The organism is Streptomyces sp. BHT-5-2 (genome assembly GCF_019774615.1).
Lineage (GTDB): Bacteria > Actinomycetota > Actinomycetes > Streptomycetales > Streptomycetaceae > Streptomyces.
In genome coordinates this window covers 2,128,186-2,150,643 of record NZ_CP081496.1, presented here as the reverse complement: position 1 = coordinate 2,150,643, position 22,458 = coordinate 2,128,186, and the positions used below count along the sequence as shown (strand labels likewise).

Annotated in this window: 18 protein-coding genes; 10 read left to right on the top strand and 8 right to left on the bottom strand. The window is 73.2% G+C overall.

The features are described 5' to 3' along the window. Positions 1–9 precede the first annotated feature (9 nt). Both K2224_RS09580 and K2224_RS09575 read right to left on the bottom strand, forming a co-directional pair. Positions 10–1,302, bottom strand: coding sequence for a glycosyltransferase 87 family protein (locus K2224_RS09580; protein WP_221906158.1), 1,293 nt, complete (start codon positions 1,300–1,302; stop codon positions 10–12). 305 nt (positions 1,303–1,607) lie between these two features. Next, a complete protein-coding gene (locus K2224_RS09575) occupies positions 1,608–1,817 on the bottom strand; it encodes a hypothetical protein (protein ID WP_260692437.1) in 210 nt (69 codons plus the stop codon). A gap of 380 nt (positions 1,818–2,197) precedes the next feature. Between K2224_RS09575 and K2224_RS09570 the strand changes: the two genes are divergently transcribed. Further along, positions 2,198–4,357 carry an AAA family ATPase gene (locus K2224_RS09570; RefSeq protein ID WP_221906157.1) on the top strand — a complete coding sequence of 720 codons (2,160 nt, stop codon included), beginning with the start codon at positions 2,198–2,200 and terminating at the stop codon, positions 4,355–4,357. A 100-nt stretch (positions 4,358–4,457) separates the two neighbouring features. Here K2224_RS09570 and K2224_RS09565 read toward each other — a convergent pair whose 3' ends face one another. Continuing rightward, positions 4,458–6,758, bottom strand: coding sequence for a VCBS repeat-containing protein (locus K2224_RS09565; RefSeq protein WP_221906156.1), 2,301 nt, complete (start codon positions 6,756–6,758; stop codon positions 4,458–4,460). A 215-nt stretch (positions 6,759–6,973) separates the two neighbouring features. Beyond that, entirely contained in the window at positions 6,974–7,705 is a 732-nt protein-coding gene (locus K2224_RS09560; protein WP_221906155.1) for a copper homeostasis protein CutC, read from the bottom strand. A 331-nt stretch (positions 7,706–8,036) separates the two neighbouring features. Between K2224_RS09560 and K2224_RS09555 the strand changes: the two genes are divergently transcribed. The 6 genes from K2224_RS09555 (at position 8,037) to K2224_RS09530 (ending at position 13,360) form a co-directional block, all read left to right on the top strand. Further along, on the top strand, positions 8,037–8,516 hold the full coding sequence (locus tag K2224_RS09555; protein ID WP_221906154.1) for a hypothetical protein: 480 nt from the start codon (positions 8,037–8,039) through the stop codon (positions 8,514–8,516). Further along, positions 8,513–9,259 (top strand): hypothetical protein, encoded by a 747-nt coding sequence (locus K2224_RS09550; RefSeq protein ID WP_221906153.1) that lies wholly within the window; start codon positions 8,513–8,515, stop codon positions 9,257–9,259. Before K2224_RS09555 ends, K2224_RS09550 begins: the two co-directional genes overlap by 4 nt. Positions 9,260–9,332: 73 nt before the next feature. Next, the gene (locus K2224_RS09545; RefSeq protein ID WP_221906152.1) at positions 9,333–10,190 is read left to right on the top strand and encodes a transporter substrate-binding domain-containing protein; all 858 of its coding nucleotides are present in this window, start codon (positions 9,333–9,335) and stop codon (positions 10,188–10,190) included. A gap of 18 nt (positions 10,191–10,208) precedes the next feature. After that, on the top strand, positions 10,209–10,907 hold the full coding sequence (locus tag K2224_RS09540; RefSeq protein ID WP_221906151.1) for a hypothetical protein: 699 nt from the start codon (positions 10,209–10,211) through the stop codon (positions 10,905–10,907). 174 nt (positions 10,908–11,081) lie between these two features. Then, complete coding sequence (locus K2224_RS09535; protein ID WP_221906150.1) at positions 11,082–12,368, top strand: Cmx/CmrA family chloramphenicol efflux MFS transporter; 1,287 nt, start codon at positions 11,082–11,084, stop codon at positions 12,366–12,368. Positions 12,369–12,451: 83 nt separating this feature from the next. Beyond that, a complete protein-coding gene (locus tag K2224_RS09530) occupies positions 12,452–13,360 on the top strand; it encodes an META domain-containing protein (RefSeq protein ID WP_221906149.1) in 909 nt (302 codons plus the stop codon). 49 nt (positions 13,361–13,409) lie between these two features. On the opposite strand, the gene K2224_RS09525 is transcribed toward K2224_RS09530, so the two are convergent. Continuing rightward, a complete protein-coding gene (locus tag K2224_RS09525) occupies positions 13,410–13,670 on the bottom strand; it encodes a DUF4031 domain-containing protein (RefSeq protein WP_221906148.1) in 261 nt (86 codons plus the stop codon). A gap of 1 nt (position 13,671) precedes the next feature. Then, positions 13,672–14,034 carry a hypothetical protein gene (locus tag K2224_RS09520; RefSeq protein ID WP_221906147.1) on the bottom strand — a complete coding sequence of 121 codons (363 nt, stop codon included), beginning with the start codon at positions 14,032–14,034 and terminating at the stop codon, positions 13,672–13,674. Positions 14,035–14,182: 148 nt separating this feature from the next. On the opposite strand from K2224_RS09520, the gene K2224_RS09515 reads away from it, so the two are divergent. The 3 genes from K2224_RS09515 (at position 14,183) to K2224_RS09505 (ending at position 18,091) form a co-directional block, all read left to right on the top strand. Beyond that, on the top strand, positions 14,183–15,127 hold the full coding sequence (locus K2224_RS09515; RefSeq protein WP_221906146.1) for a MurR/RpiR family transcriptional regulator: 945 nt from the start codon (positions 14,183–14,185) through the stop codon (positions 15,125–15,127). A gap of 138 nt (positions 15,128–15,265) precedes the next feature. Continuing rightward, positions 15,266–16,213 carry an N-acetylmuramic acid 6-phosphate etherase gene (murQ, locus tag K2224_RS09510; RefSeq protein WP_221906145.1) on the top strand — a complete coding sequence of 316 codons (948 nt, stop codon included), beginning with the start codon at positions 15,266–15,268 and terminating at the stop codon, positions 16,211–16,213. Positions 16,214–16,306: 93 nt separating this feature from the next. Next, positions 16,307–18,091 (top strand): PTS transporter subunit EIIC, encoded by a 1,785-nt coding sequence (locus K2224_RS09505; RefSeq protein ID WP_221906144.1) that lies wholly within the window; start codon positions 16,307–16,309, stop codon positions 18,089–18,091. 533 nt (positions 18,092–18,624) lie between these two features. On the opposite strand, the gene K2224_RS41330 is transcribed toward K2224_RS09505, so the two are convergent. Both K2224_RS41330 and groL read right to left on the bottom strand, forming a co-directional pair. After that, positions 18,625–19,983, bottom strand: a complete 1,359-nt coding sequence (locus tag K2224_RS41330; RefSeq protein ID WP_313904766.1) for a DUF998 domain-containing protein — start codon at positions 19,981–19,983, stop codon at positions 18,625–18,627. Positions 19,984–20,551: 568 nt separating this feature from the next. Beyond that, positions 20,552–22,174 carry a chaperonin GroEL gene (groL, locus tag K2224_RS09495; RefSeq protein WP_221906143.1) on the bottom strand — a complete coding sequence of 541 codons (1,623 nt, stop codon included), beginning with the start codon at positions 22,172–22,174 and terminating at the stop codon, positions 20,552–20,554. Positions 22,175–22,458: the final 284 nt, after the last annotated feature.

The window sequence follows — 22,458 nt, the reverse complement described above, 5'->3', positions numbered from 1 at the left end:
TGGTGGTCGTCAGCCCGTCGTGGCCCGGGCGGGCCGGCGGGCGCCGGCGCGGGGCGAGGGGACCTGAGCGGCCCGTCGGCCGCCGGGTGCTCCCGGGCGGTCCGGTGTCTGGCGCGTCCACCAGGCCAGCGCGGCCAGCAGGGCGAGGCCGAGCACCGGGTAGGGAGCGGCGAGCAGCTGCTGCCACCAGGAGAAGTGCAGGGCCAGGGTGCCCTTGTGGTGGAGGGCCCACATCGAGCGGGCGGTGAAGGCGACCGTGACGGCGGCCACCAGCGCCCGGCGCCAGGCGTCCCGCCGGGCGTGCGCGGTCAGCGCCGCCAGCAGGGGTATGCACCAGACCCAGTGGTGCGACCAGCTGATCGGCGAGACCAGCAGTGCGGTGACGGCGGTGGCCAGCACGCCCCAGAGGTCCAGGCCGCGGCGGACGAAGGCCCGGCGGGCGACCCACAGCCCGGCCGCGCCGGTGACCGCGGCCGCCGCCAGCCACCACAGCCCCGGCTCCTTGGTGTGCAGGAGGCGGGCGAGCAGGCCCTGCAGCGACTGGTTGTCGACGATCCACACCTTGCCGACCCGCTGCGTCTCGAACATCCGCCGCGTCCAGAAATCCACGCTGGCCCCGGGCAGCACCAGCGCGCCGAGCAGCACCGACACCGCGAATCCGGCGAGGGCGGTGAACGCGGCCTTCACCCGCCCGGTGACCAGCAGATACACCGCGAAGATCGCCGGGGTCAGCTTGATGCCCGCGGCGAGGCCGGTGGCGAAGCCCTTGAGGCGGGCGCCGTCCGGACGCCCGAGGTCCCACAGGACCAGGCAGGCCAGGGCGAGGTTGATCTGCCCGAAGACCACGGTCTGGAAGACCGGTTCGAGCCAGAGGCCCAGCGCGGTGGTGGCGAGGAGGAGCGGGGCGGAGTACGCGGCCCGGCGGAGGCCGGCGGCCTTGCAGGAGAGGTGGATCAGCAGCGCCAGGAGGGCCGCGTTGACCAGCACGCAGGTGATCTTGAGGGTGGTGAGCGAGACCCAGGTGGTGGGGACGAACAGCAGGGCGGCGAACGGCGGATAGGTCGCCGGGAGCGCCCACTTGGTGACCGTGAAGCCGTAGAGATCGCCGCCGGTCGCGGCGGCCTGGCCCTCGGCGCGGTACACCTCTATGTCGGACATCGGGAGCTGCACGGCCAGCGAGAGCGCGTAGAGCCCGGCGAAGGACAGCCCGAGCAGGACCACCCCCATCGCCAGCCGGCCGGGGCCCGCGATGCTCTGCGGCCAGGTGCGTCTCTCTGTCCACGTCCCCTCGGCGGCAGACACTCGTTGACCCCTCCTCGTCGCCCTGAGCGCGCTCTTTGCGGCGACGCTAGTAGATCGAGACCGCCCGTCCGTAACACTTTCCGGTCAACCGGATGTCCATGCGTAATCGGCCGTCATCAGCCGCCATCGGCCGTCATCAGCCCTCAAGCGCACGAAAGGGACGTATCCCGCCCGACCGTACAGGGCGTACGATCCCGCCGCGCCTGCGGCGTCGCGCGGCGGTGCGTGCGGGGAGGGCGGGGAGGGCGGGCCGTGCCCGGTGGGCGTCCGTGGTGCGGGGGCCGGTCGCATCCGCTCACCCCTGCTCACCCCCCGGCGTACTCGCCCATCACCACCACGCTGAACGCGGCGGCGGCGAAGACCTTCACCGCGCGGAGGGCGCCGCCCAGCGGGCGGCGGTGCTCGCGGGCGTCCGCCGGGCCGGCGGTGGGCGCCCTGTCGGGGGCCGCGGCGGCCGCGGCCTGGCGGCGGGGGACGGCGTGGACGGGGACCGAGGACATCGTTGCGCTGCTCATGCCTCCATCATCGATTTCGGGCGGGCCGCGCACATCGGCCCACGGTGCCATCTCCCGGCGCCCCGGCATCGGCCTCCGGGCCCATGCCGACCCCTACGGGAGACCTACGGAACTCCGGGACCGTCCCTCCCGGGTGCAGGTGCCTCCCGGGCACAGCGGCCTCCCCCGTGCCCGGGAGGCGCGCGGAAATCCGTTGGCGCACCGGATAGCTGCTGACTACAATCGCGCGTCTGCCTGCCTCCCGTCAGGGGAGCGCCGCCGTCCGGTCGGAAACCGGTCGGCCCTTCGCACCACGCCGCCGCACGCCGTCGCGCCGTCCACGCCGCACGCCGCGCGCCGCGGGCACGTACCGAAGAACGACCCGTCACCGGAGGCAAGCCGTGCTCTCGCACGCCCACCCGTCACCCGACCACCTGGACTCCGCCGCCCAGGACTCCGCCGACCCGCTCCAGCGGGAGCGCGCCCATCTCGCCGCCTCCCGCGCCGCGCTGCGCGCGATGCGCGAGGACGCCCAGGCCCTGAACATCAAGGACGTCACGGCGAACTGGGTCAACGCCGAGGTCCTCCAGGGCGAGATCGACGCCCGCATCAAGGCCCTCGCGGACCTCTCCGGCACCCCGCTCTTCTTCGGCCGGCTCGACTACCTCCACGCCCCCGGCCTCGACCTCGACGAGGGAGCATCCGACGGGGCAGCGCGGGGAGTCTCCGACGATGGTGGGCGACGGACGGGCGAGAACTTCTACGTCGGCCGCCGCCACGTCCACGACGCCGACGGCGACCCCATGGTCATCGACTGGCGCGCCCCCGTCTCCCAGCCGTTCTACCGGGCCTCCAAGAAGGACCCGATGGACCTGAAGCTGCGCCGCCGCTTCGGCTACACCGGTGGCGAGCTGACCGCCTACGAGGACGAGCACCTCACCGACCCGGCCGAGGCCGAGACCACCAGCGCCCTCCTCCAGGCGGAGATCGAGCGCCCGCGCGTCGGCCCGATGCGGGACATCGTCGCCACCATCCAGCCCGAGCAGGACGAGATCGTCCGGGCCGGCATCGGCGGCACGGTCTGCGTCCAGGGCGCGCCCGGTACGGGCAAGACCGCGGTGGGCCTGCACCGGGTCGCGTATCTGCTCTACGCCCACCGGGAGCGGCTGGCCCGCTCCGGCACCCTGGTCATCGGCCCGAACCGCTCCTTCCTCCAGTACATCGAGCAGGTGCTGCCCGCCCTGGGGGAGTTGGAGGTCAAGCAGGCCACCATCGACGACCTGGTGGGCCATGTCGAGGTGCGCGGCACGGACGACGCGGCCGCGGCGACGGTCAAGGGCGACGCGCGACTGGCCGAGGTGCTGCGCCGGGCGGTCCGCTCGCACGTCACGCCGCCGCAGGAGCCCTGTGTGGTGGTCCGCGGCTCCCGCCGCTGGCGCGTCCCGGCATACGAACTCCAGGAGATCGTCGCGGAGTTGCAGGCCCGCGGCATCCGCTACGGCGCGGCCCGCGAGGCGCTGCCGCAGCGGATCGCGCACGCGGTCCTGGTGCGGATGGAGCAGGCGGGCGAGGCGCCCGACGACCGGGTGCAGGACGCGGTGGCCCGCAACGCCGCGGTGAAGGCGGCGGTGAAGGCGATCTGGCCGCCGGTCGATCCGGCGAAGCTGGTGCTGCGGCTGCTGAGCGACGCCGACTTCCTCGCCGAGCACGCGGCGGGGATCCTCACCGACGAGGAGCAGAAGGCGATCCTGTGGCCGCAGCCCGGATCGGGAAAGAAGGCACCGCGCAGTGTGCGCAGCGCCAAGTGGTCCTCGGCGGACGCGGTGTTGGTCGACGAGGCGACGGACCTGGTGACCCGTACGCACTCGCTGGGCCATGTGGTGCTGGACGAGGCGCAGGACCTGTCGCCCATGCAGTACCGCGCGGTGGGCCGCCGCTGCAGCACCGGCTCGGCGACGATCCTGGGCGACATCGCCCAGGGGACCACGCCATGGGCGACCGACACCTGGGAGCAGGCGCTGGCCCATCTGGGCAAGCCCGGTTCGGCCGTGGAGGAGCTGACCCAGGGTTTCCGTGTGCCGCGCGAGGTCATCGCCTATGCGTCCCGTCTGCTGCCGGCGATCGCTCCCGACCTGACGGAGGCCACGTCCATCCGCGAGTCGGCGGGCGACTTCGAGATCCGGGCGGTGCGGCCCGCCGACCTGGCCACGACGGTCCTCGCGGCCTGCCGCGACGCGCTGGCCAAGGAGGGCTCGATCGGCCTGATCGCCGCGGACGCCCGGATTCCGTTGCTGCGCACGGCACTTGAGGGGGCCGGTATCACCTGCCTGCCCCCGGGCGCGGAGACCTCGGCCGACGCCCGGCTGACGCTGGTGCCGGCCACGCTGGCCAAGGGCCTGGAGTACGACCACGTGGTGCTGGACGAGCCGGCGGCGATCGTCGACGGCGAACCGGACGAACGGACCGGCCTGCGCCGCCTGTACGTGTGCCTGACCCGGCCGGTCTCGGGCCTGACGATCGTGCACGCGGCACCGCTGCCGGAACAGCTGGGGGACGGCTGACGGCGAACGGGCGGGGCGCGCCGGACGGGAGCGGTGCGGGGGCGCACGCCGTGCCGGCGCCGCCCCCGCCCACTGCTTCCGTCCTCCTCGACTCCCGTCCTCAGGACAGGGTCTGACCCGGCAGCACCTGAAGGCCGGTCTGCTCGCGCGGGGCGAACGGCGCCTGCCGGCCGCCGGTGCCGCGGTAGGCGTACGTGGTGCCGTCCCAGGTGGTGGCCAGGAGGTCGGCCCGGCCGTCGCCGTCGGCGTCGCCGATGCCGGTCAGCTGGGTGTAGCCGCCCCACCCTGCGCCGATCCTGACCCGGCCCTCGAAGGTGCCGTCACCCTTGCCGGGATACAGCCACAGCACCCCGTCGCCGTCGCGGGCCACCACGTCCCCCGCCGGTCCGCCGGCCACGTCGCCGACCGAGACGATCCGGTCGTAGACGTTCCAGCCGCCGCCGATCCGCACCCGGGGGGCGAACGGCGCCCGCCAGTCGCCGGTGCCCTTGTAGAGCCAGAGCACTCCGGCGGCATCACGGGCCAGCAGGTCGCCGCGGCCGTCGCCGTCGAGGTCACCGCCGCCGGTGAGCTGGGTGTAGCCGCCCCAGCCGGCGCCGATCCTGATCCGGCCGTCGAAGGTGCCGTCGCCCTTGCCCAGATACAGCCACAGCACCCCGGACCGGTCCCGGGCGACCACGTCGCCGTGCACCGCGCCCGCGACGTTCCCGACGGCCGTGACCTGGTCGTAGATGTCCCAGCCGCCGCCGATCCGGGCCGCGTCCCGGCCCTTGAGCCGCGCCGTTCCGGGATCGGTGTAGGTGTCCTCGCGCTCCAGGTCTCCCGAGCCGTTGCGCAGCAGCAGGTCCGGTGTGCCGTTGTCGGTGTAGTCGTGCGGGGCGGGCGGGCGCGCGACCGTGAAGGAGCCCTTGGTTTCGAGGACCGGGCCGATGCCGTTGCGCGGCTTGGCCGTCAGCGTCCAGGTGTAGCCGCCGTTGGGGGCGGCCAGGTCGGGGGCGTAGGAGGGGCCGAGCAGGCCGTCCCAGTCCAGGTCCACCCAAGTGGGGCCCGGCTCCTCCCACTTGGCGGGGTCGATCCGGAGGTCGAACGTCCGCTGGGCGCCGGAGGCGGTGTGGCGCAGGGTGACGGACACCTCGGCGTTGCCGTGCGACAGCTGCCAGCGCGGCCGCCAGTGGCCCTTGAGCGGCTCGGCCGCGGCCGGGACCTCGCTGCCGACGAGGGCGAGCCCCGTCCGCTCGCCGGTGCTCGCCACCAGCGTGGCGACGGGTGCGCCGTCGGCCCCGGGGGCGACGCGGTAGAGCCCCTCCCCGCTCTCCACCGTGCCGCCCATCACCAGCAGGGCGCCGTCGGGGGTGGGGGCCAGGGAGGAGGCGTGCTCCAGCACCTTGCGGGCGGTGCCGCCGCCGATCGGCACGGCCTGGAGGGAAGCCCGGCCGCTGTCGCTCCCCTCGTTGGCCCGCCAGGCGTTCCCGTACAGCGCCCAGTCGCCGGCCAGGCCCACGAGGGGCGTGCTGACGCCGTGGAGGTCCGTGCTCCACCGCCGCTGGTCGCCGCCGAGCTCCTTGGTGCGCAGCGAGGTGGTGGCGTCGCCCATGAACAGGCCGCCGGCGAGCGCCATATGACGGCTTGTCACCGCGGCGACGGTCGGGAAGCCGCCCACCATGCCGCGGCCGGTGACGACCTTGGCGGAGGCCAGGTCGGCGACGGTGTACTCCTCCATGCCGTGGTCGTCGACGCCGTCCGGGGTGGCCGAGTACCGCAGTACGACGGAGTCGCCGAAGCCGGACGCCACGTCGACGTCCCGTGTGCCGTCGGGCAGGCCGGTGATCTCCCGGTCGGTGACCGCGCCGCCCGCGGCCTCCAGGACGTGCGCCCGCACGGTGCCCTTGGCGCCCCGCTGGTAGGCGAGGACCCGCGAGCCGACGGTGCCCAGGTAGTGGTAGCCGTACGCGGTGAGGTCGACCAGGGTGGACGTCCCGCCGGCCATGTCCCGCAGGGTGATCCTGCCGGAGGCGCCCATCACCGGGTCGTCCCCGAGGGCCACGACGTCGGAGGCGGTGCCGTGCGTGGTGTCGTAGGAGGTCCGGGGGTCGTCCTGGGCGAGCTTCGTCGTGACGCCGTCGGCGTAGCGCGTCCACAGCACCTGGTGCCGGGGGTCGACGGAGAGGAAGCCGGTCCGGCCGGCGCTGACGATCTCCGAGCCGGCGGCGATCTTCAGCACCTGGGCGGGGGTCGTGGTGGCCGCCGCGGCGGCGGGGCCGGCGACGGCGGCGACGGCGGGCACGACGAGCGGACCGGCGGTGACCGCCAGGGCCAGTGCGACGGCTCCGGTCAGGAGCCGGCGCGAACGGCCGGACGGCCCCGGGGTGCGAGGCCGTCGGGCTATGGCGGATCGGGTCATCTGCCCTCCTGGCGATGATGCGTGATGCGGGCCGGAGGGCGGCCGGAGGGTAACGCGTCCCCCGGGCCGACGAATTGGTCCCCCCATGCCGATTCACGCAAATACTACCAACGGGTAGGTCCGGCGCGCTTTCCCTTTTTTCCGCACTTCCCCGGGCTTTGCCGCACCATCTCGCGCTTTGCGCCAGACCCCCGCCTGCCCCCTGCCAGACCTTGCTAGACCCCCGCCGCCACCGGCGCATCCAGCGCCGCCCGCCACTCGCGCACCGCCGCCGCGTCCACCGGCGCGCTCCACCCGCCGGGCCGGGCCGCGCCCCCGATGTGGAACGCGTCCAGCCCGGCCGCCCGCAGCTCCGGCAGGTGCGCGAGGGTGAGCCCGCCGCCCACCAGGATCCGCGGCGCGTACCCGGGTTCGTCCGCCGCCGTGCGTGCCTGCTCGGCGACGAGCGTCGCCAGGCCCGCGCCGACCCCGTCCGCGGCACCGGCGGTCAGATAGGTGTCGAGGCCGGCCGTGCCCGCGGAGCCCGCCAGTTCCCTGCGGAGGGCGTCCCGGTCGGCGGCCCGGTCGATGGCCCGGTGGAACGTCCACCGGCACCCGTCGAGCACCTCGGCCAGCGTCGTGACGGCGGCGAGGTCCGGCCGTCCCTCCGGTGTCAGGAAGCCCAGGACGAACTCCTCGGCACCCTCCGCGCGCAGCGCCCCGGCCGCCGCGCACAGCGCGTCCACGTCCGCCGCGTCCCCCGCCGCGAAGCCGTCGGAGGCGCGCAGCATCACCCGCAGCGGGATGCCGACGGCCGCCCGGACCGCGGCGAACGTGGCGCGCGGCGGGGTCAGCCCGTCCGCCGCCATGTCCGCGACCAGTTCCAGGCGGTCGGCACCGCCGGCCTGCGCGGCGACCGCGTCCTCGGGACCGAGCGCGATCACCTCCAGGAGCGCGCGCTGATTCATACGACCCAACCTTCCGCTGACGAACGACGTGGCCCAGGTGCGCGGGGCGGGCGGCCGGTACGGCACCGGGCGCTCGCGCCGCGGCCCGCCGTCCCGCCCCGCACCCCACACAGGTCTAGTCCAATACCCAGCCTAAGCGCTCCCCGACCACCGCAGCCGCACCCCGCCCGCGACGCGACCGAAATCCACCCCCGCCGCCCTCGCCGCCGCCACCCCGAAACCACCTCAGGACGCGCGTGTGGATCAGCCCTCACATGGGTAACACGCCTTTTCCGTAAGGGTGTTGCACCAGCACACCGCACACCCGTGGCGTCGAGCGCGGAGAGTCCGGATGTCCGACCTTGCAACCGTATCCACTGAAATAGCCCCGTATCTCGCTCTGGCGGCCAACAGCCTGGGCACCTCCGTCCTCGCCGCGGCCCAGGACCGGATCGCCGACCGCACCGTGGCCGCCGGCGAGGGCTTCTTCCGCCGCCTGCTGCACCGCCGCGGCGACGCCCCGGCCACCCTCGGCGACGGCACCGCCCGGCCGCTCCTGGACACCGACCGCGCCGACACCCTCGACCGGCTGCTGGCCACCCTCGACGACCACGACCGCCGCACCCTCGCCGACGCCCTGGCCGCCTGGCTGGCCTCCCCCGCCGCCGACCGCGACGCCGCCGGCTTCCGCCACCACGTCACCCGCGCCGCCACCGGCCCCCGGACCGTCCACCACCACGTCACCGCGACCGGCGACCACTCCCTCGCCGCCGGCGAGATCCACGGCACCATCACCATGGGAGGCACCCCCCGCCCCCGGGACGACGCATGACCCCCCGGAGACCGCCCCGGCCCGAGCCGGCGCGCCTCCACGACACGGCGCACATCCGCAACGACGCCACCGCCCACGGCGACCACTCCATCGCCGCCGGCACCATCCGGAACGTCTTCATCCGCTGGGCTCTGCACCCCAGCGCCCGGTGGCTGCCCCTGCTCCTGGCCTGCGCCGCCCTCGTCGTCGCCGGCACCACCTGGCCGGACGGCCCCGTGTCCCAGTACCTCCTGTGGGGCGCGCTGGTCGCCGTCTCCCTCGGCACCGCCACCGCCCGCGTCCTCGTCCAGCGCCCCCGCGACGCCCGGATCGTGGCCACCCTCTCCCTCGCCTCCCTCCTGGCCACCGTCGGCGGCTGGCTGGCCTTCCGGGACGTCGTCACCCACGGCGAGATCGACGCCGCCGGCAAGATCACCGCAGCGGCACGGGACCTGCCCGACGGCGCCCGCTTCACCCTGACCCTGGCCGTCGCCCCGGGGGAGGCCCGCGACGCCCTCCGCCTCACCCTGGCCGTCGACGACCACGACCCCACCGCCCCCACCTGCCGTCCGAACTCCGCCGTCGCCCTCACCGCACCGCCCACCGGCCACGCGGCCACCCCGGACTCCGTCCACGACGGCGGCAGTTTCGACATCCCCCTGGACCCGCAGGCCCGCACCGTCCGCATCGGCCTCACCCTCCACACCGACAGCGGCTGCCGCATGGACATCAGGACGACCGGAGCCACCCTCCACGACACCTGACCCGCCCACGCGCGGCGGAGGAACCCACCCGCCCCGCAGCCGGCGAAGAAGAAGCACGAGAAAACGGGGACCCATGACCACACGCCTCACCGGAATCGCGGCCTTACTCGCCCTCGCCGCACTCACCGCGACCGCCTGCGGAACGAACCCGCCCCCGTCCCTCTTCGCCAAAGGGCAGGTCTCCGTCGGCGTGAAAAGCGACCAGCCCGGCACCAGCTATCTCGACAGCTACGACTTCAGCGGCTTCGACATCACCGTCGCCCGGCAACTCCTCAAGAGGCTCCACGCCGAACCGAACTTCACCGCCGTACCCTCCGAACGCCGCACCACCGCCGTCACCGAAGGACGCCAGGACCTGGTCGTCGCGACCTTCTCCATCACCGACCAGCGCAGCCGGGACGTCGACTTCGTCGGCCCCTACGCCACCACCCCGCAGGGCGTCATGGTCCGCAGGGACGACCACCGCATCAGGACCCTCGCCGACCTCCGCGGCAAATCCGTCTGCGCCTGGTCCGGCACCACCTCGGGCGTCGCACTGCAGAAGATCCCCGGCCTCGTCTTCTCCGGGAAGAACACCGCCGACGGCTGCGTCAGCGCCCTGGAGAACCACGAAGTCGACGCGGTCTCCACCGACACCGTGATCCTCTACGGCTTCGCCCAGAGCAAGCAGTACCCGAATCTGAAGGTCGTCCCCGGCATCGACATCGATTCCACCAACCGCTACGGAATCGCCATGCAGAAAGGCCACCGCGAAGACTGCCGCAAACTCCGCGACGCACTGCGCGACTACCTCAACAGCAGCGACTGGAAACGGGACTTCACCACCGAACTCCCCGCCGTCCCGCAAGCCGACGCCCACTGGGAGGCGCACTACAAACCCAGCGCGGACGACCTCGACAAATACTCCTGCCGCGACAAGTCGGCCCCCTGACCCTGCACAATGACGCCCATGAGCGACTCCCGCCCCGACCTGGCCGCCCGCTGGGCCGCCACCGTGGCCCGGGCCCGCGGCACCCAGGAAGGCCCCGGCCAGGAAGGCCCCGCCCCCGCCCCGTACGCGGACAACCTCCTCCGCCGCTGGGCCGAGCCGCAGCGCCGCTACCACACCACCGACCACCTCACCGCCGTCCTCGACCGGATCGACGAACTCGCCGCGCACGCCGAGGATCTGCCGGCCGTCCAACTGGCCGCGTGGTTCCACGACGCCGTCTACCGGCCCGACCGCTCCGAGAACGAGGAACGCAGCGCCGCCCTCGCCGAACGCGCCCTCCCCGAACTGGGCGTCCCAAAGGCCCGCACCGCCGAGGTCGCCCGCCTCGTCCGCCTCACCGTCACCCACGACCCGGCCCCCGACGACCGCGACGGCGCCGTCCTGTGCGACGCCGACCTGGCCGTCCTGGCCGGCACCCCCGACGCCTACGCCGCCTACGCCGCCGCGGTCCGCGCCGAGTACGGCTTCGTCCCCGACCCGGACTTCCGGGCCGGCCGCGCCGCCGTCCTCCGCCAACTCCTCGCGCTCCCCCGCCTGTTCAGGACACCGACCGGCCACGACCGCTGGGAGGCACCGGCCCGCCACAACCTCGCCACGGAACTCGCCCTCCTGGAGAGCGGCGGCGGGCCCGCCCGACCGGCCGGAGACGGCGGCTGACCTGGGACGGCGACCGAACGGGGACGGCGACCGACCCGCTGCCCGGCCGCCCGGTCCAGCGCACCGTCCGACCGGCCCCGCCGGCCCCGCCGGCCCCCGGGCGCGACCCCCACGTGGCGAACGCCACCCCGCCGACCGGGAATGTCAGCACCCATCCCCCGGTTGGCACCTGTCATGCCAGCACCATCCGCCCCCCGTCCCCGCGCCCGCCTCCCACTCGCCGTCTACGTCCTCGGGCTCTCCGTATTCGCCCTGGGCACCAGCGAGTTCATGCTCTCCGGCATCCTCCAACCGCTCGCCCGCGACCTCGGGGTCTCCATCCCGCAGGCCGGTCTGCTGGTCTCCGCCTTCGCCATCGGCATGGTGGTCGGCGCCCCCGTACTGGCCGCCGCGACGCTCCGCCTCCCCCGCCGCACCACCCTCATCGCCCTGCTCGCGATCTTCGGCCTCGGCCAGGCCGCCGGCGCCCTGGCACCCTCCTACGCCGTCCTCTTCGCCTCCCGGGTGATCAGCGCCCTGGCCTGCGCCGGCTTCTGGGCGGTGGGCGCGGCCGTGGCCGTCTCGCTCGTCCCGGTCACCGCCCGGGCCCGCGCCATGGCCGTCATGGTCGGCGGACTGAGCATCGCCAACATCGCCGGTGTCCCCGCCGGCGCCCTGCTCGGCCAGCACGCCGGCTGGCGCGCCGCCTTCTGGGCGGTGGCCGGCCTCTCCGTCATCGGCCTCGTCGGCGTCATCGCCCTCGTCCCGCGCACCAAGGTGCCCACCGGCGACGACCGCCCCCAGCTCCGCCGCGAGCTGACCATCTACCGGGACAAGCAGGTCTGGCTGGCACTGATCGCCACCGCCATGAACGGCGCCGCGGTCTTCGCCCTCTTCTCCTACCTCTCCCCGCTGCTGACCGACACCGCCGGCCTCGCCGAGAGCTGGGTCCCGACGGTGCTCGCGCTCTTCGGCGTCGGCGCGCTGATCGGCACGTTCGTCGGCGGCCGGATCGCCGACGCGCACCCCTTCGGCACCCTCTTCGGCGGCATCTCGGCCTCCACCGCCGTCCTCGCCGTCCTGGCGCTGACCGCGCACAGCCCGGTCGCCGCCGTCGCCCTCTCCCTCATGCTCGGCGTCACCGCCTTCACCACGGCCCCGGCACTCAACGCCCGCATGTTCAACGTGGCGAACGCCGCCCCGACCCTCGCCGGCGCCACCACCACGGCCGCCTTCAACATCGGCAACACCCTCGGCCCCTGGCTCGGCGGCCTGACCATCAGCGCCGGCTGGGGCTACCCCGCCGTCGCCTGGACCGGCGCGGCCCTCGCCGCCGTCGCCGTCCTCACCACCGCCCTCGCCTTCCGCCTCCAGCGCGCCTCGGCCCGCTCCCGCGTCGTCGCGTCCTCGGCCCCGGCCCCCGACGCCGCGTCCGGCACGGAGTCCGCCGCCCGCTCCCCGGAGGCCGCCGAACGCCACTGAGACCGCGGAACACCCTCAAGGGCGGCGAACGCTCCTGAGGGCGGCGCATGCAACCGTCCGGCATCCACGAACGTCGTTCGAACATGCGCCCACTCCGAAGAGCCCTCGCCCCCGCCGTCGCCGTACTGGCCGCGCTGCTCACGCTCACCACCGCCGGCGCCCCCGGACGGACCGACGGCGGGGGCGCCGCCCGGAAGCTCCTGGGCGGCCCCGGTGACCTGTTGGTCGGCGCGGTCCTGAAGTTCGACGGCGGCCGGATCGACGGCCGGAAGTTCGACCGGCCGACCCCCACCGAGGAGACCTGGCACCTCAGGAACTGGGTGGAGTTCCACCGCGACGGCACCGTGTCGGGGACCTACGGCTGCGCTCCCGTCCAACTGACGGCGGACGTCCGGGCCAACGACCTCACACTCGGCAAGGACGGGCCCGACGCCAGGACCGACGGCTGCCCGCAGGACGTCGCGGCCTTCGAGAAGCAGGTCAGCAGGCTCTTCACCGGACACCTCACGCTGTCCGAGCAGAAACGCGGCCCCGACGACGGGGCCAGGATCGTCAACCTGAAGAACGACCGCGGCGACTACGTCACCCTCAGCCAGACCCGCCCCGCACAGGGCTTCTTCGGCACGCAGTGGGACTTCTACTTCGCCCAGTACGACGACGGCGGCCAGTACGGAGGCCCGGAACACGGCAAGATCTCCTGGATCTTCCACGAGGACGGCACGATGACCGGCAAGCTCCCCTGCAACGACTTCACCGCCCGGGCCCACTTCACCGGCGACGTGGTCACGGCCTCCGCCCCGACCCTGACGACCCACCGGAAGTGCTCCGAGGGCCGCACCAGGGAAGAGGAGTCCTGGCTCGACCCGCTGCCCCCGTCCACGTACGGAGTGTCCGAGGACGGATCCCTGCTGACGCTCCGCCCCGAGGACCCCAGCGGCCCCGAACCGGGCCGCAAGCTGGAGGACAACTTCAAGCGCGCGGGGAGCAAGTAGAACGCCGGGGCGACCGGGGCGGGGCCCCCACCCCCCACCCCCTCGCCCCTCACCGCCCCTTCGGCCGCCGCAGCCCCGCCTCCGTGAGCCGGCGCACCAGCTCCTTGGAACCGACCGCCACCGCTCCCGCCCGCACGGCATCGTCATACCGCTCGGACGGCAAGTCGTAGTGGTCGCGCTCGAAGGCCCGTCGAGGCGCACCGAGCGCGGCCGCGAAACGGTGCAGCTCGTCGAACGACCGGTCGCTCACCAGGTGCGACCACATACGACCGTGCCCCGGCCATATGGGCGGGTCGATGTAGATCGCCACCTCAACCCTCCGCCGGCGCGCGCAGCCGCCCGACCGGGGCGACGGCGACCGCCGTCTTCGGACACACCCAGTGCGGATCCGGGCCCAACTCCGGCTCCACATCGAGCGCATGGGGATCCCCGGACTCCGTGCACACCGGGCACAGCGGCCAACGGCCGTACCGCTCCAGCAGCGCGTCCTGGACGTCCTGCGCTATCAGCCCCGCGACGAACGAGGCACCCTCAGGCCACTGCTCCACCCACCATCGGCGATGCGTGACCGCATCCTCGACGAGCGAGACGATCTCGGCGTCCGCTACGTCATCCGCCATCAGGTCGGCGAGCACCAGCGCTCGCGCGGCGTGCAATGCCTGTTCCAGCTCCATGACCTCATTCTCGCGCGCAGCCGCCGACCGGCCGACTTATCCACAGGCGGACCGGCGCACGATCCGCGTCGCCCCTCCGTCCGTCCACCTGTCCACAGGCTTCACGGAGGGTATTGACGCCTCCCGGCCCCGAAAATATCTTTCAGCCATGAATAGCGGAGTGAAGGAAACTTTCACCAGTCCCGGACAGACCACTCCTCCAACAGCGCCACCGGCCCCACCGCCACCCGCGGCCCTGGCCGCCAAGGTCCGCACGCTCGCACCGACGATGACCCGCTCCATGCAGCGAGTCGCCGAGACCGTCGCCGGCGATCCGGCCGGCTGCGCCGCCCTCACCGTCACCGGCCTGGCCGAGCGCACCGGCACCAGCGAGGCCACCGTCGTCCGCACCTCCCGCCTCCTGGGCTATCCCGGCTATCGCGACCTGCGCCTCGCCCTCGCCGCCCTCGCCGCACAGCAGGAGGCCGGCACCGCCCCCGCCGTCACGGCGGACATAGCGGTCGACGACACCCTCGTCGACGTGGTCGCCAAGCTCGCGCAGGAAGAGCAGCAGTGCCTCGCCGACACCGCCGCCGCGCTGGACGTCACCCAGCTCGAAGCCTCCGTCGCCGCCCTCGCCTCCGCCCGCCGCATCGACGTCTACGGCATAGGAGCCTCCAACCTCGTCGCCCAGGACCTGGTCCAGAAGCTGCTGCGCATCGGCCTGATCGCCCACGCCCACTCCGACCCGCACCTCGCCGTCACCAACGCCGTCCAGATGCGGGCACGCGACGTGGCCATCGCGATCACCCACTCCGGCCGCACGACGGACGTCATAGAGCCACTGCGCGTCGCCTTCGACCACGGCGCGACAACGATCGCCATCACCGGCCGCCCCGACGGCGAGATCGCCGCCTACGCCGACCACGTCCTGACGACCTCCACGGCCCGCGAGAGCGAGCTGCGCCCCGCGGCCATGTCTTCCCGCACCAGCCAGCTCCTTGTCGTCGACTGCCTCTTCATAGGCGTCGCCCAACGCACCTACGAAACCGCCGCCCCCGCCCTCTCCGCCTCCTACGAAGCCCTCGCCCACCGCCACAACCCCCGCCACTGACCCCCGCCGACCTGCACGCCCCAGCCGCGGACAGCCGTACACCGGCACGGCACGGGTGGGCCCGGCAGCACCCCTACCGGCGACCAGCCCACAACGCCCCCGCCACCTCGCCCCACTCCGCCCCAAGGAGCCCCGCCCATGCCGCCCACCGACCCCAACTACTCAACCCTCCGCACCCAGTTGGCAACCCTCACCACGGAGGAGTTCCGTCCCGACCTCGCCGACATCGACCGCCGCTCCACCCTCGACATCGCCCGCCTGATGAACGACGAGGACACCACCGTCCCCGCCGCCGTCGCCGAACGCCTCCCCGAGATCGCCGCCGCCATCGACGCCATCGCCGCCCGCATGGCCCGCGGCGGCCGCCTGATCTACGCCGGCGCCGGTACGGCCGGCCGCCTCGGCGTCCTCGACGCCAGCGAATGCCCGCCCACCTTCAACACCGCCCCCGCGGAGATCGTCGGCCTGATCGCCGGCGGCCCGTCCGCAATGGTCACCGCCGTCGAGGGCGCCGAGGACAGCAAGGAACTGGCCGCCGCCGACCTCACCGCCCTCGCCATCGCCGACCGCGACACCGTCGTCGGCATCTCCGCCTCCGGCCGCACCCCCTACGCCGTCGGTGCCGTCGAGCACGCCCGCGCCATCGGCGCCCTCACCATCGGCCTGTCCTGCAACACCGACTCCGCCCTCGCCGCGGCCGCCGAGCACGGCATCGAGATCGTCGTCGGCCCCGAGCTGATCACCGGCTCCACCCGCCTCAAGGCCGGCACCGCCCAGAAGCTCGTCCTCAACATGCTCTCGACGATCACCATGATCCGCCTCGGCAAGACCTACGGGAACCTGATGGTCGACGTCCGCGCCTCCAACGACAAGCTGCGCGCCCGCTCGCGCCGCATCGTCGCACTCGCCACCGGAGCCACCGACCTGGAGATCGAGGCCGCCCTCACCGAGACCGACGGCGAGGTGAAGAACGCCATCCTCGTCCTGCTCGGCGGTGTCGACGCCCACGAAGCCGCCCGCCTCCTCAACACCACCAAGGGCCACCTCCGCACCGCCCTCCAATCCACCCCCACCCAAACCCCCTGACCCCTGTCCCCTGTCCCCTGTCCCCTGTCCCCTGTCCCCTGTCCCAACCAACGCCGCCGTTCCCCACCCCGCCCCTACAGCAAGGCGCCCCACATGCCCGAAGACAAAAACCGCGCCACCGCCGCCGCCCTCCTCCCCCTCGTCGGCGGCGCCGCCAACATCACCTCCGTCGCCCACTGCATGACCCGCCTCCGCCTGGGCATCAAGGACCGCTCCCTGGTCCAGGACGACGCCCTGAAAGCACTCCCCGCCGTCCTGGGAGTGGTCGACGACGACACCTACCAAATCGTGCTCGGCCCCGGCACCGTCGCCCGAGTAACCCCCGAGTTCACCCACCTACTGACCCAGGCCGACACCACCACCCCCAACGAGTCCCCCCAACTCCAAACCCCCCATTCCAGTGACGTCCCACAGAAACAAATCACTCTCCGTAACCGTTGCCGTAACAAGGAAAAAGGCGGCGCCCCCAAGGCCCCCGCAAACGCCACCCCCACCCACCCCCACAACCCACCCCCCACCGACACCACCCCCCAAACCGCCCCCACCACCCCAACCACCAACACCACCCCACCCACCGACCACACCGCCCCAACCACCAACAGCACCTCCCTGCCCCCCACCCCTACCCCCACCACCGCCCCCGACCTGGCCGCCCAAGGCGCCGCCCTCAAGGCCCGCCAGAAGGCCCGCAACGCCACCCCCGTCAAGCTCTTCCTCCGCCGCATCGCCAACATCTTCGTGCCCCTCATCCCCTCCCTGATCGGCTGCGGCATCATCGCCGGCCTCAACGGCCTGCTCACCAACGCCGGTTGGCTCCCGACCCTGGTCCCGGCCCTGACGGCCATCGCCTCCGGCTTCATGTCCCTGATCGCGGTCTTCGTCGGCTACAACACCGCGAAGGAATTCGGCGGCACCCCCGTCCTCGGCGGCGCCGTCGCCGCGGTGATCGTGTTCCCCGGCATCGCCAACGTCACCGCCTTCGGCCAGAAGCTCGCACCCGGCCAGGGCGGCGTCCTCGGCGCCCTCGCCGCCGCTCTCCTCGCCGCCCACCTCGAGAAGCAGCTCCGCAGACGCGTCCCCGAGGCCCTCGACGTCCTCCTCACCCCCACCCTCACCGTCCTCCTCACCGGCCTGGTCACCGTCTTCGGCCTGATGTACGCCGCAGGTGAGGTCTCGCAAGCCATCGGCACCGGCGCCGACTGGCTGCTTGCCCACGGTGGCGCACTCGCCGGTTTTCTCCTCGGCGGGCTCTTCCTCCCGCTCGTCATGCTGGGCCTCCACCAGGCCCTCATCCCCATCCACACCACCCTGATCCAGCAGCAGGGCTACACAACACTCCTGCCGATCCTCGCCATGGCCGGTGCCGGCCAGGTGGGCGCCGCCCTCGCCCTCTACGCACGCCTCCGTCGCAACCACTCGATCCGCACGACGATCCGCTCCGCCCTCCCCGCGGGTTTCCTGGGCGTCGGCGAACCCCTGATCTACGGCGTCTCGCTCCCCCTCGGCCGCCCCTTCGTCACCGCCTGCGTCGGCGGCGCGTTCGGCGGCGGCTTCGTGGGCCTTCTCAACCAACTCGGCGACACCGTCGGCTCCACCGCCATCGGCCCCTCCGGCCTGGCCCTCTTCCCCCTGGTCAAGGGCAACCAGGCGCTCGGCACGACGGTCGCCGTCTACGCCCTCGGCCTCCTCGTCGGCTACGCGGTCGGCTTCGTCGCCACCTATTTCTTCGGCCTCAGCAAGCAGCAGCGTTCGGCTCTCGACTCGGGCCTCGACGCGGCCGCCGAAGCACCGCGCCCAGAAGCCGATGCGGCCACCCCCGACAGCCCCCGGCGAACGGACCCGGACGCGCGCAACCCCGCGCTCGAAGGCGTCGGGTAATCGCCCCAAAGCCCCACGGGGCTCCCGGCCGGGCCGCCGCCGGGCCAAGCCCGTCTGACACTGTCCGCGGGCGGTTGCGCGCCGCGGGAGCCGTAGGGGCCGTAGGGCGGCACCGTAGGGCCGTAGGGCAGCACCGCAGGGGCCGTAGGGCAACGGCCGCAGGGGCGGGCTGGGGCAGCCGTGGCAGGCGGATTGGTTGGCCAGAGACGCGCCTCCCGGCCACGTCCTCGCCGCGTTGAGCGGACCCTTCTTGACCGTCCGCGTTGAGCGGACCCTTCTTGGCCGCGTTGAGCTGACGCCGGTCTTGGCCGTGTTGAGTCGACCGCGTCTCGGTCGAGTTGAGCGTCGGGGTGCTCGGCCAGGGGCCAGGATCGGATCGCGCTGGACCCGGCAGATGGGATCGCCCTGGCCCGGGTGGCGGCGGAACGGTCATGTCCGGTCCGTCACGCGCCCGACCGCCGTGCTCCGCAACGGCTCGCTCCGGGACGCCGTTCTGCGGACCTGTTCACTCCGGGCCGGCCGGGCCCGCCGGTTCACTCCGGGCCGGCCGGGCCCAACCCCGTTGCTCCCGAAGTACCCGGCTCCTGGATGCCCGTTCCGGGAACACCCGGCCCGGGAGCGCCTGGCTCCCGGGCTTCCTGCACCGCGTTCGCCGCGCCCCGGGCGCCCGGCCCCGGAGCGCCCGGCCCCCGGGCCCCCAGCCCAGGGCCACAGGGCTCCCCGGCCTCTGCCTCGGGCCCGCCCGGGCCCTGGCCGACAGCCTCAGATGCGGTCGTCTCGGGAACGCCCACCTGCGGAACGCCCGCCTCTGGAGCGCCCAGTTCGGAAGTGCCCGGCCCTACAGCCGCCAGGCTCGGCGCCCCTTGCTCCACGGCCCCCCGCCCTGCACCGTCCGGCTCTGGAGCGGAGGCTTCCGGAACGGGTGCCACCGGAACAGGCGCAGGCCCGTTCTCACGTCCGGTAGTTGATGCGGTCTCAGGACGGGCAGGTGTGTCGTCCTCGTCGCCTGCAGGTGCCGTGTTCTTGTCGTTCGCAGGCGATGCGTGCTCGTCGCTCGCAGGCGATGCGTTCTCGTCGTTCGCGGGCGGGGCGTGCTCGTGGCCTGGGGGTGTGTTGTGGCAGGCGCGCCGGAGGCCCTCCACGTAGCGGGCCCAGGGGCCGTCCCAGTGGCCTGCCCAGCGGCGACGGCGACGTGCCGAGCGGCCGAGTGCCCCGGCCAGCAGGAGGAACCACACGCCGACGAGGGCCAGGTGGACGCGCTGGGGGACGCCGTGCCAGCCGGGGTGACCGACGAGCGGGCCGACGGTGAGGATCGCGGCGGGCATGGAGACGGCCAGGACACGCGGACCCCAGCGGCGGACCACCGGCATCGGGGGACGCTGCACGGCGGCGGCACGGCTGAGGCAGGCCATCGAGGCGAAGAGGAAGAAGTGGGCGAAGGCGCTGGTGGCGGTGTGCCAGGGGTGGACGGCCAGACAACCGGGTTCCACGGAGGGGGCGCAGGCCATGGGGAGCAGTACGTCGGCCAGTGAGGACAGTCCGAGGCCGACCAGCGCGAGCCATCCTGTGCGGGCCCAACGGCCGTGGCCGGACGGTGTGCTGCGGGCGAGCAGGGCACCGGTGATGACGAGGAGCGCGCAGCCGGCTTCCAGGGCGCCGAAGAGGTGGCGCAGCGGCTGGTCGGCGGCGTAGAGCTCGCTCACGTAGGAGTGGCGGGGGTCCAGGCCGGTGTGGAGGACGAATTCCAGCGGCCACCAGTTGTAGAGCAGGGCGGCGACGGCGAAGAGGACGGCCGCCGCCGCCTCCCGGCCGGCGTAGCGGGTGGTGGGGGCGACCACTGGCTCGTAGACGGTGCGGGCACCGGTCCTCGTGTGGTTCGGGACGTTCGGCACGGGCGGGTCCTGTTCCGGGTGGGGTCGGGGGCCAGATCCGAGGTTCTCCCCGCCGGGGCCCCCTATGTTGGCGCGCCGGTCGGAGGCGCGCCGGGCAGCCACTCGACAGGGCGAACCGATCCCCCGATTGCCGGAACCGCCCGGGGGACACCGGGGCAGCACTGCGGACGCCAACGAGGACGCGGGAACGGACCATCCACCCGTGCCATGCACCCGCGCCATGGGGCGATTCATGGGTCCGTTCATGGGCCGGTCCATGAACCCAGCCGGAGCCCGGCCAGGACCCGACCAGGACCGGCCAAGGGCCGAACCAGGACCCGACCAGGAGCCGAACCACGCACGACACCGGCGACGTGCAGGGCGCACGCAGGACGCACGGACAGTTGTGCAAGGACCGCGGCGTGAGGACGGCAGCGTGGGGGCGGCGACGTGAGGCCACCGCCATCACATCCGCCCCACGCCCCGCACCCCGAGAACGCCGCCGGGGCGGTACCCCCCTGGGAGAGAGGGGTACCGCCCCGGCGAACGGAACGGACGTTGATCTACCGGCGGACGGGGCCGCGGTGGATCAGAAGTCCATGTCACCGCCCGGCATGCCGCCCGGAGCGGCCGCGGCGGCCTTCTCCGGCTTGTCGGCGATGACGGCCTCGGTGGTGAGGAAGAGCGCCGCGATGGAGGCGGCGTTCTGCAGCGCGGAGCGCGTCACCTTGGCCGGGTCGATGATGCCCTCGGCGATCATGTCGACGTAGTCGCCGGTGGCGGCGTTCAGGCCGTGACCCGGGGTCAGGTTGCGCACCTTCTCCACGATGACGCCGCCCTCGAGGCCGGCGTTCACGGAGATCTGCTTGAGCGGGGCCTCCAGGGCCAGCTTCACGGCGGCGGCACCGGTGGCCTCGTCGCCGTCCAGCTCCAGCTTCTCGAAGACCGAGGAAGCCTGCAGCAGGGCCACGCCACCGCCGGCGACGATGCCCTCCTCGACGGCCGCCTTGGCGTTGCGGACGGCGTCCTCGATGCGGTGCTTGCGCTCCTTGAGCTCGACCTCGGTCGCGGCACCGGCCTTGATGACGGCCACGCCGCCGGCCAGCTTCGCCAGGCGCTCCTGGAGCTTCTCGCGGTCGTAGTCCGAGTCGCTGTTCTCGATCTCGGCGCGGATCTGGTTGACCCGGCCCTGGACCTGGTCGCTGTCGCCGGCACCGTCGACGATGGTGGTCTCGTCCTTGGTGATGACGACCTTGCGGGCGCGGCCGAGCAGGTCGAGACCGGCGTTCTCCAGCTTGAGGCCGACCTCCTCGGAGATGACGGTGCCACCGGTGAGGATGGCGATGTCGCCGAGCATGGCCTTGCGGCGGTCACCGAAGCCCGGGGCCTTGACGGCGACGGACTTGAAGGTGCCGCGGATCTTGTTGACGACGAGGGTCGACAGGGCCTCGCCCTCGACGTCCTCGGCGATGATCAGCAGCGGCTTGCCGGACTGCATGACCTTCTCGAGGAGGGGCAGCAGGTCCTTCACGTTGCTGATCTTGGAGTTGACGATGAGGATGTAGGGGTCCTCGAGCGCCGCCTCCATGCGCTCCATGTCGGTCGCGAAGTACGCCGAGATGTAGCCCTTGTCGAAGCGCATACCCTCGGTGAGCTCCAGCTCCAGACCGAAGGTCTGGGACTCCTCGACGGTGATGACGCCTTCCTTGCCGACCTTGTCCATGGCCTCGGCGATGAGCTCGCCGATCTGCGGGTCGGCGGCGGAGATGGACGCGGTGGAGGCGATCTGCTCCTTGGTCTCGATCTCCTTGGCCTGGTCGAGCAGGGCGCCGGAGACGGCCTCGACGGCCTTCTCGATGCCGCGCTTGAGGGCCATCGGGTTGGCGCCGGCGGCGACGTTGCGCAGGCCCTCGCGGACCAGCGCCTGGGCGAGGACGGTCGCGGTCGTCGTGCCGTCACCGGCGACGTCGTCCGTCTTCTTCGCGACCTCCTTGACCAGCTCGGCGCCGATCTTCTCGTACGGGTCCTCCAGCTCGATCTCCTTGGCGATGGAGACACCATCGTTGGTGATCGTGGGGGCGCCCCACTTCTTCTCAAGGACGACGTTGCGGCCCTTGGGGCCGAGGGTGACCTTGACGGCGTCGGCGAGCTGGTTCATACCGCGCTCAAGGCCGCGCCGCGCCTCCTCGTCGAACGCGATGATCTTGGCCATGTGAAGTGGTCCCTCCGGACTGATGGGGGTACCCCCTGCCCGAACAGTGTTGCGAGCCTGGGGGAGGAAGCTCGGGACCGCGCTGGCGCCCGCGACGGACGGCCCACATGCCCTGTGGTTCCTTGCCCCACCTGGCGTGCCGGCCTCACCGACCCGGTCCACATTCAGCACTCTCACTGGGAGAGTGCTAACGCAATGATTAGCACTCGCACCAGGCGAGTGCAAGCGGCTTCGGGGATGTCTCCCGGTGGGGTGCGGTCGGTTGCGGGCCGGCGGACGGGCGT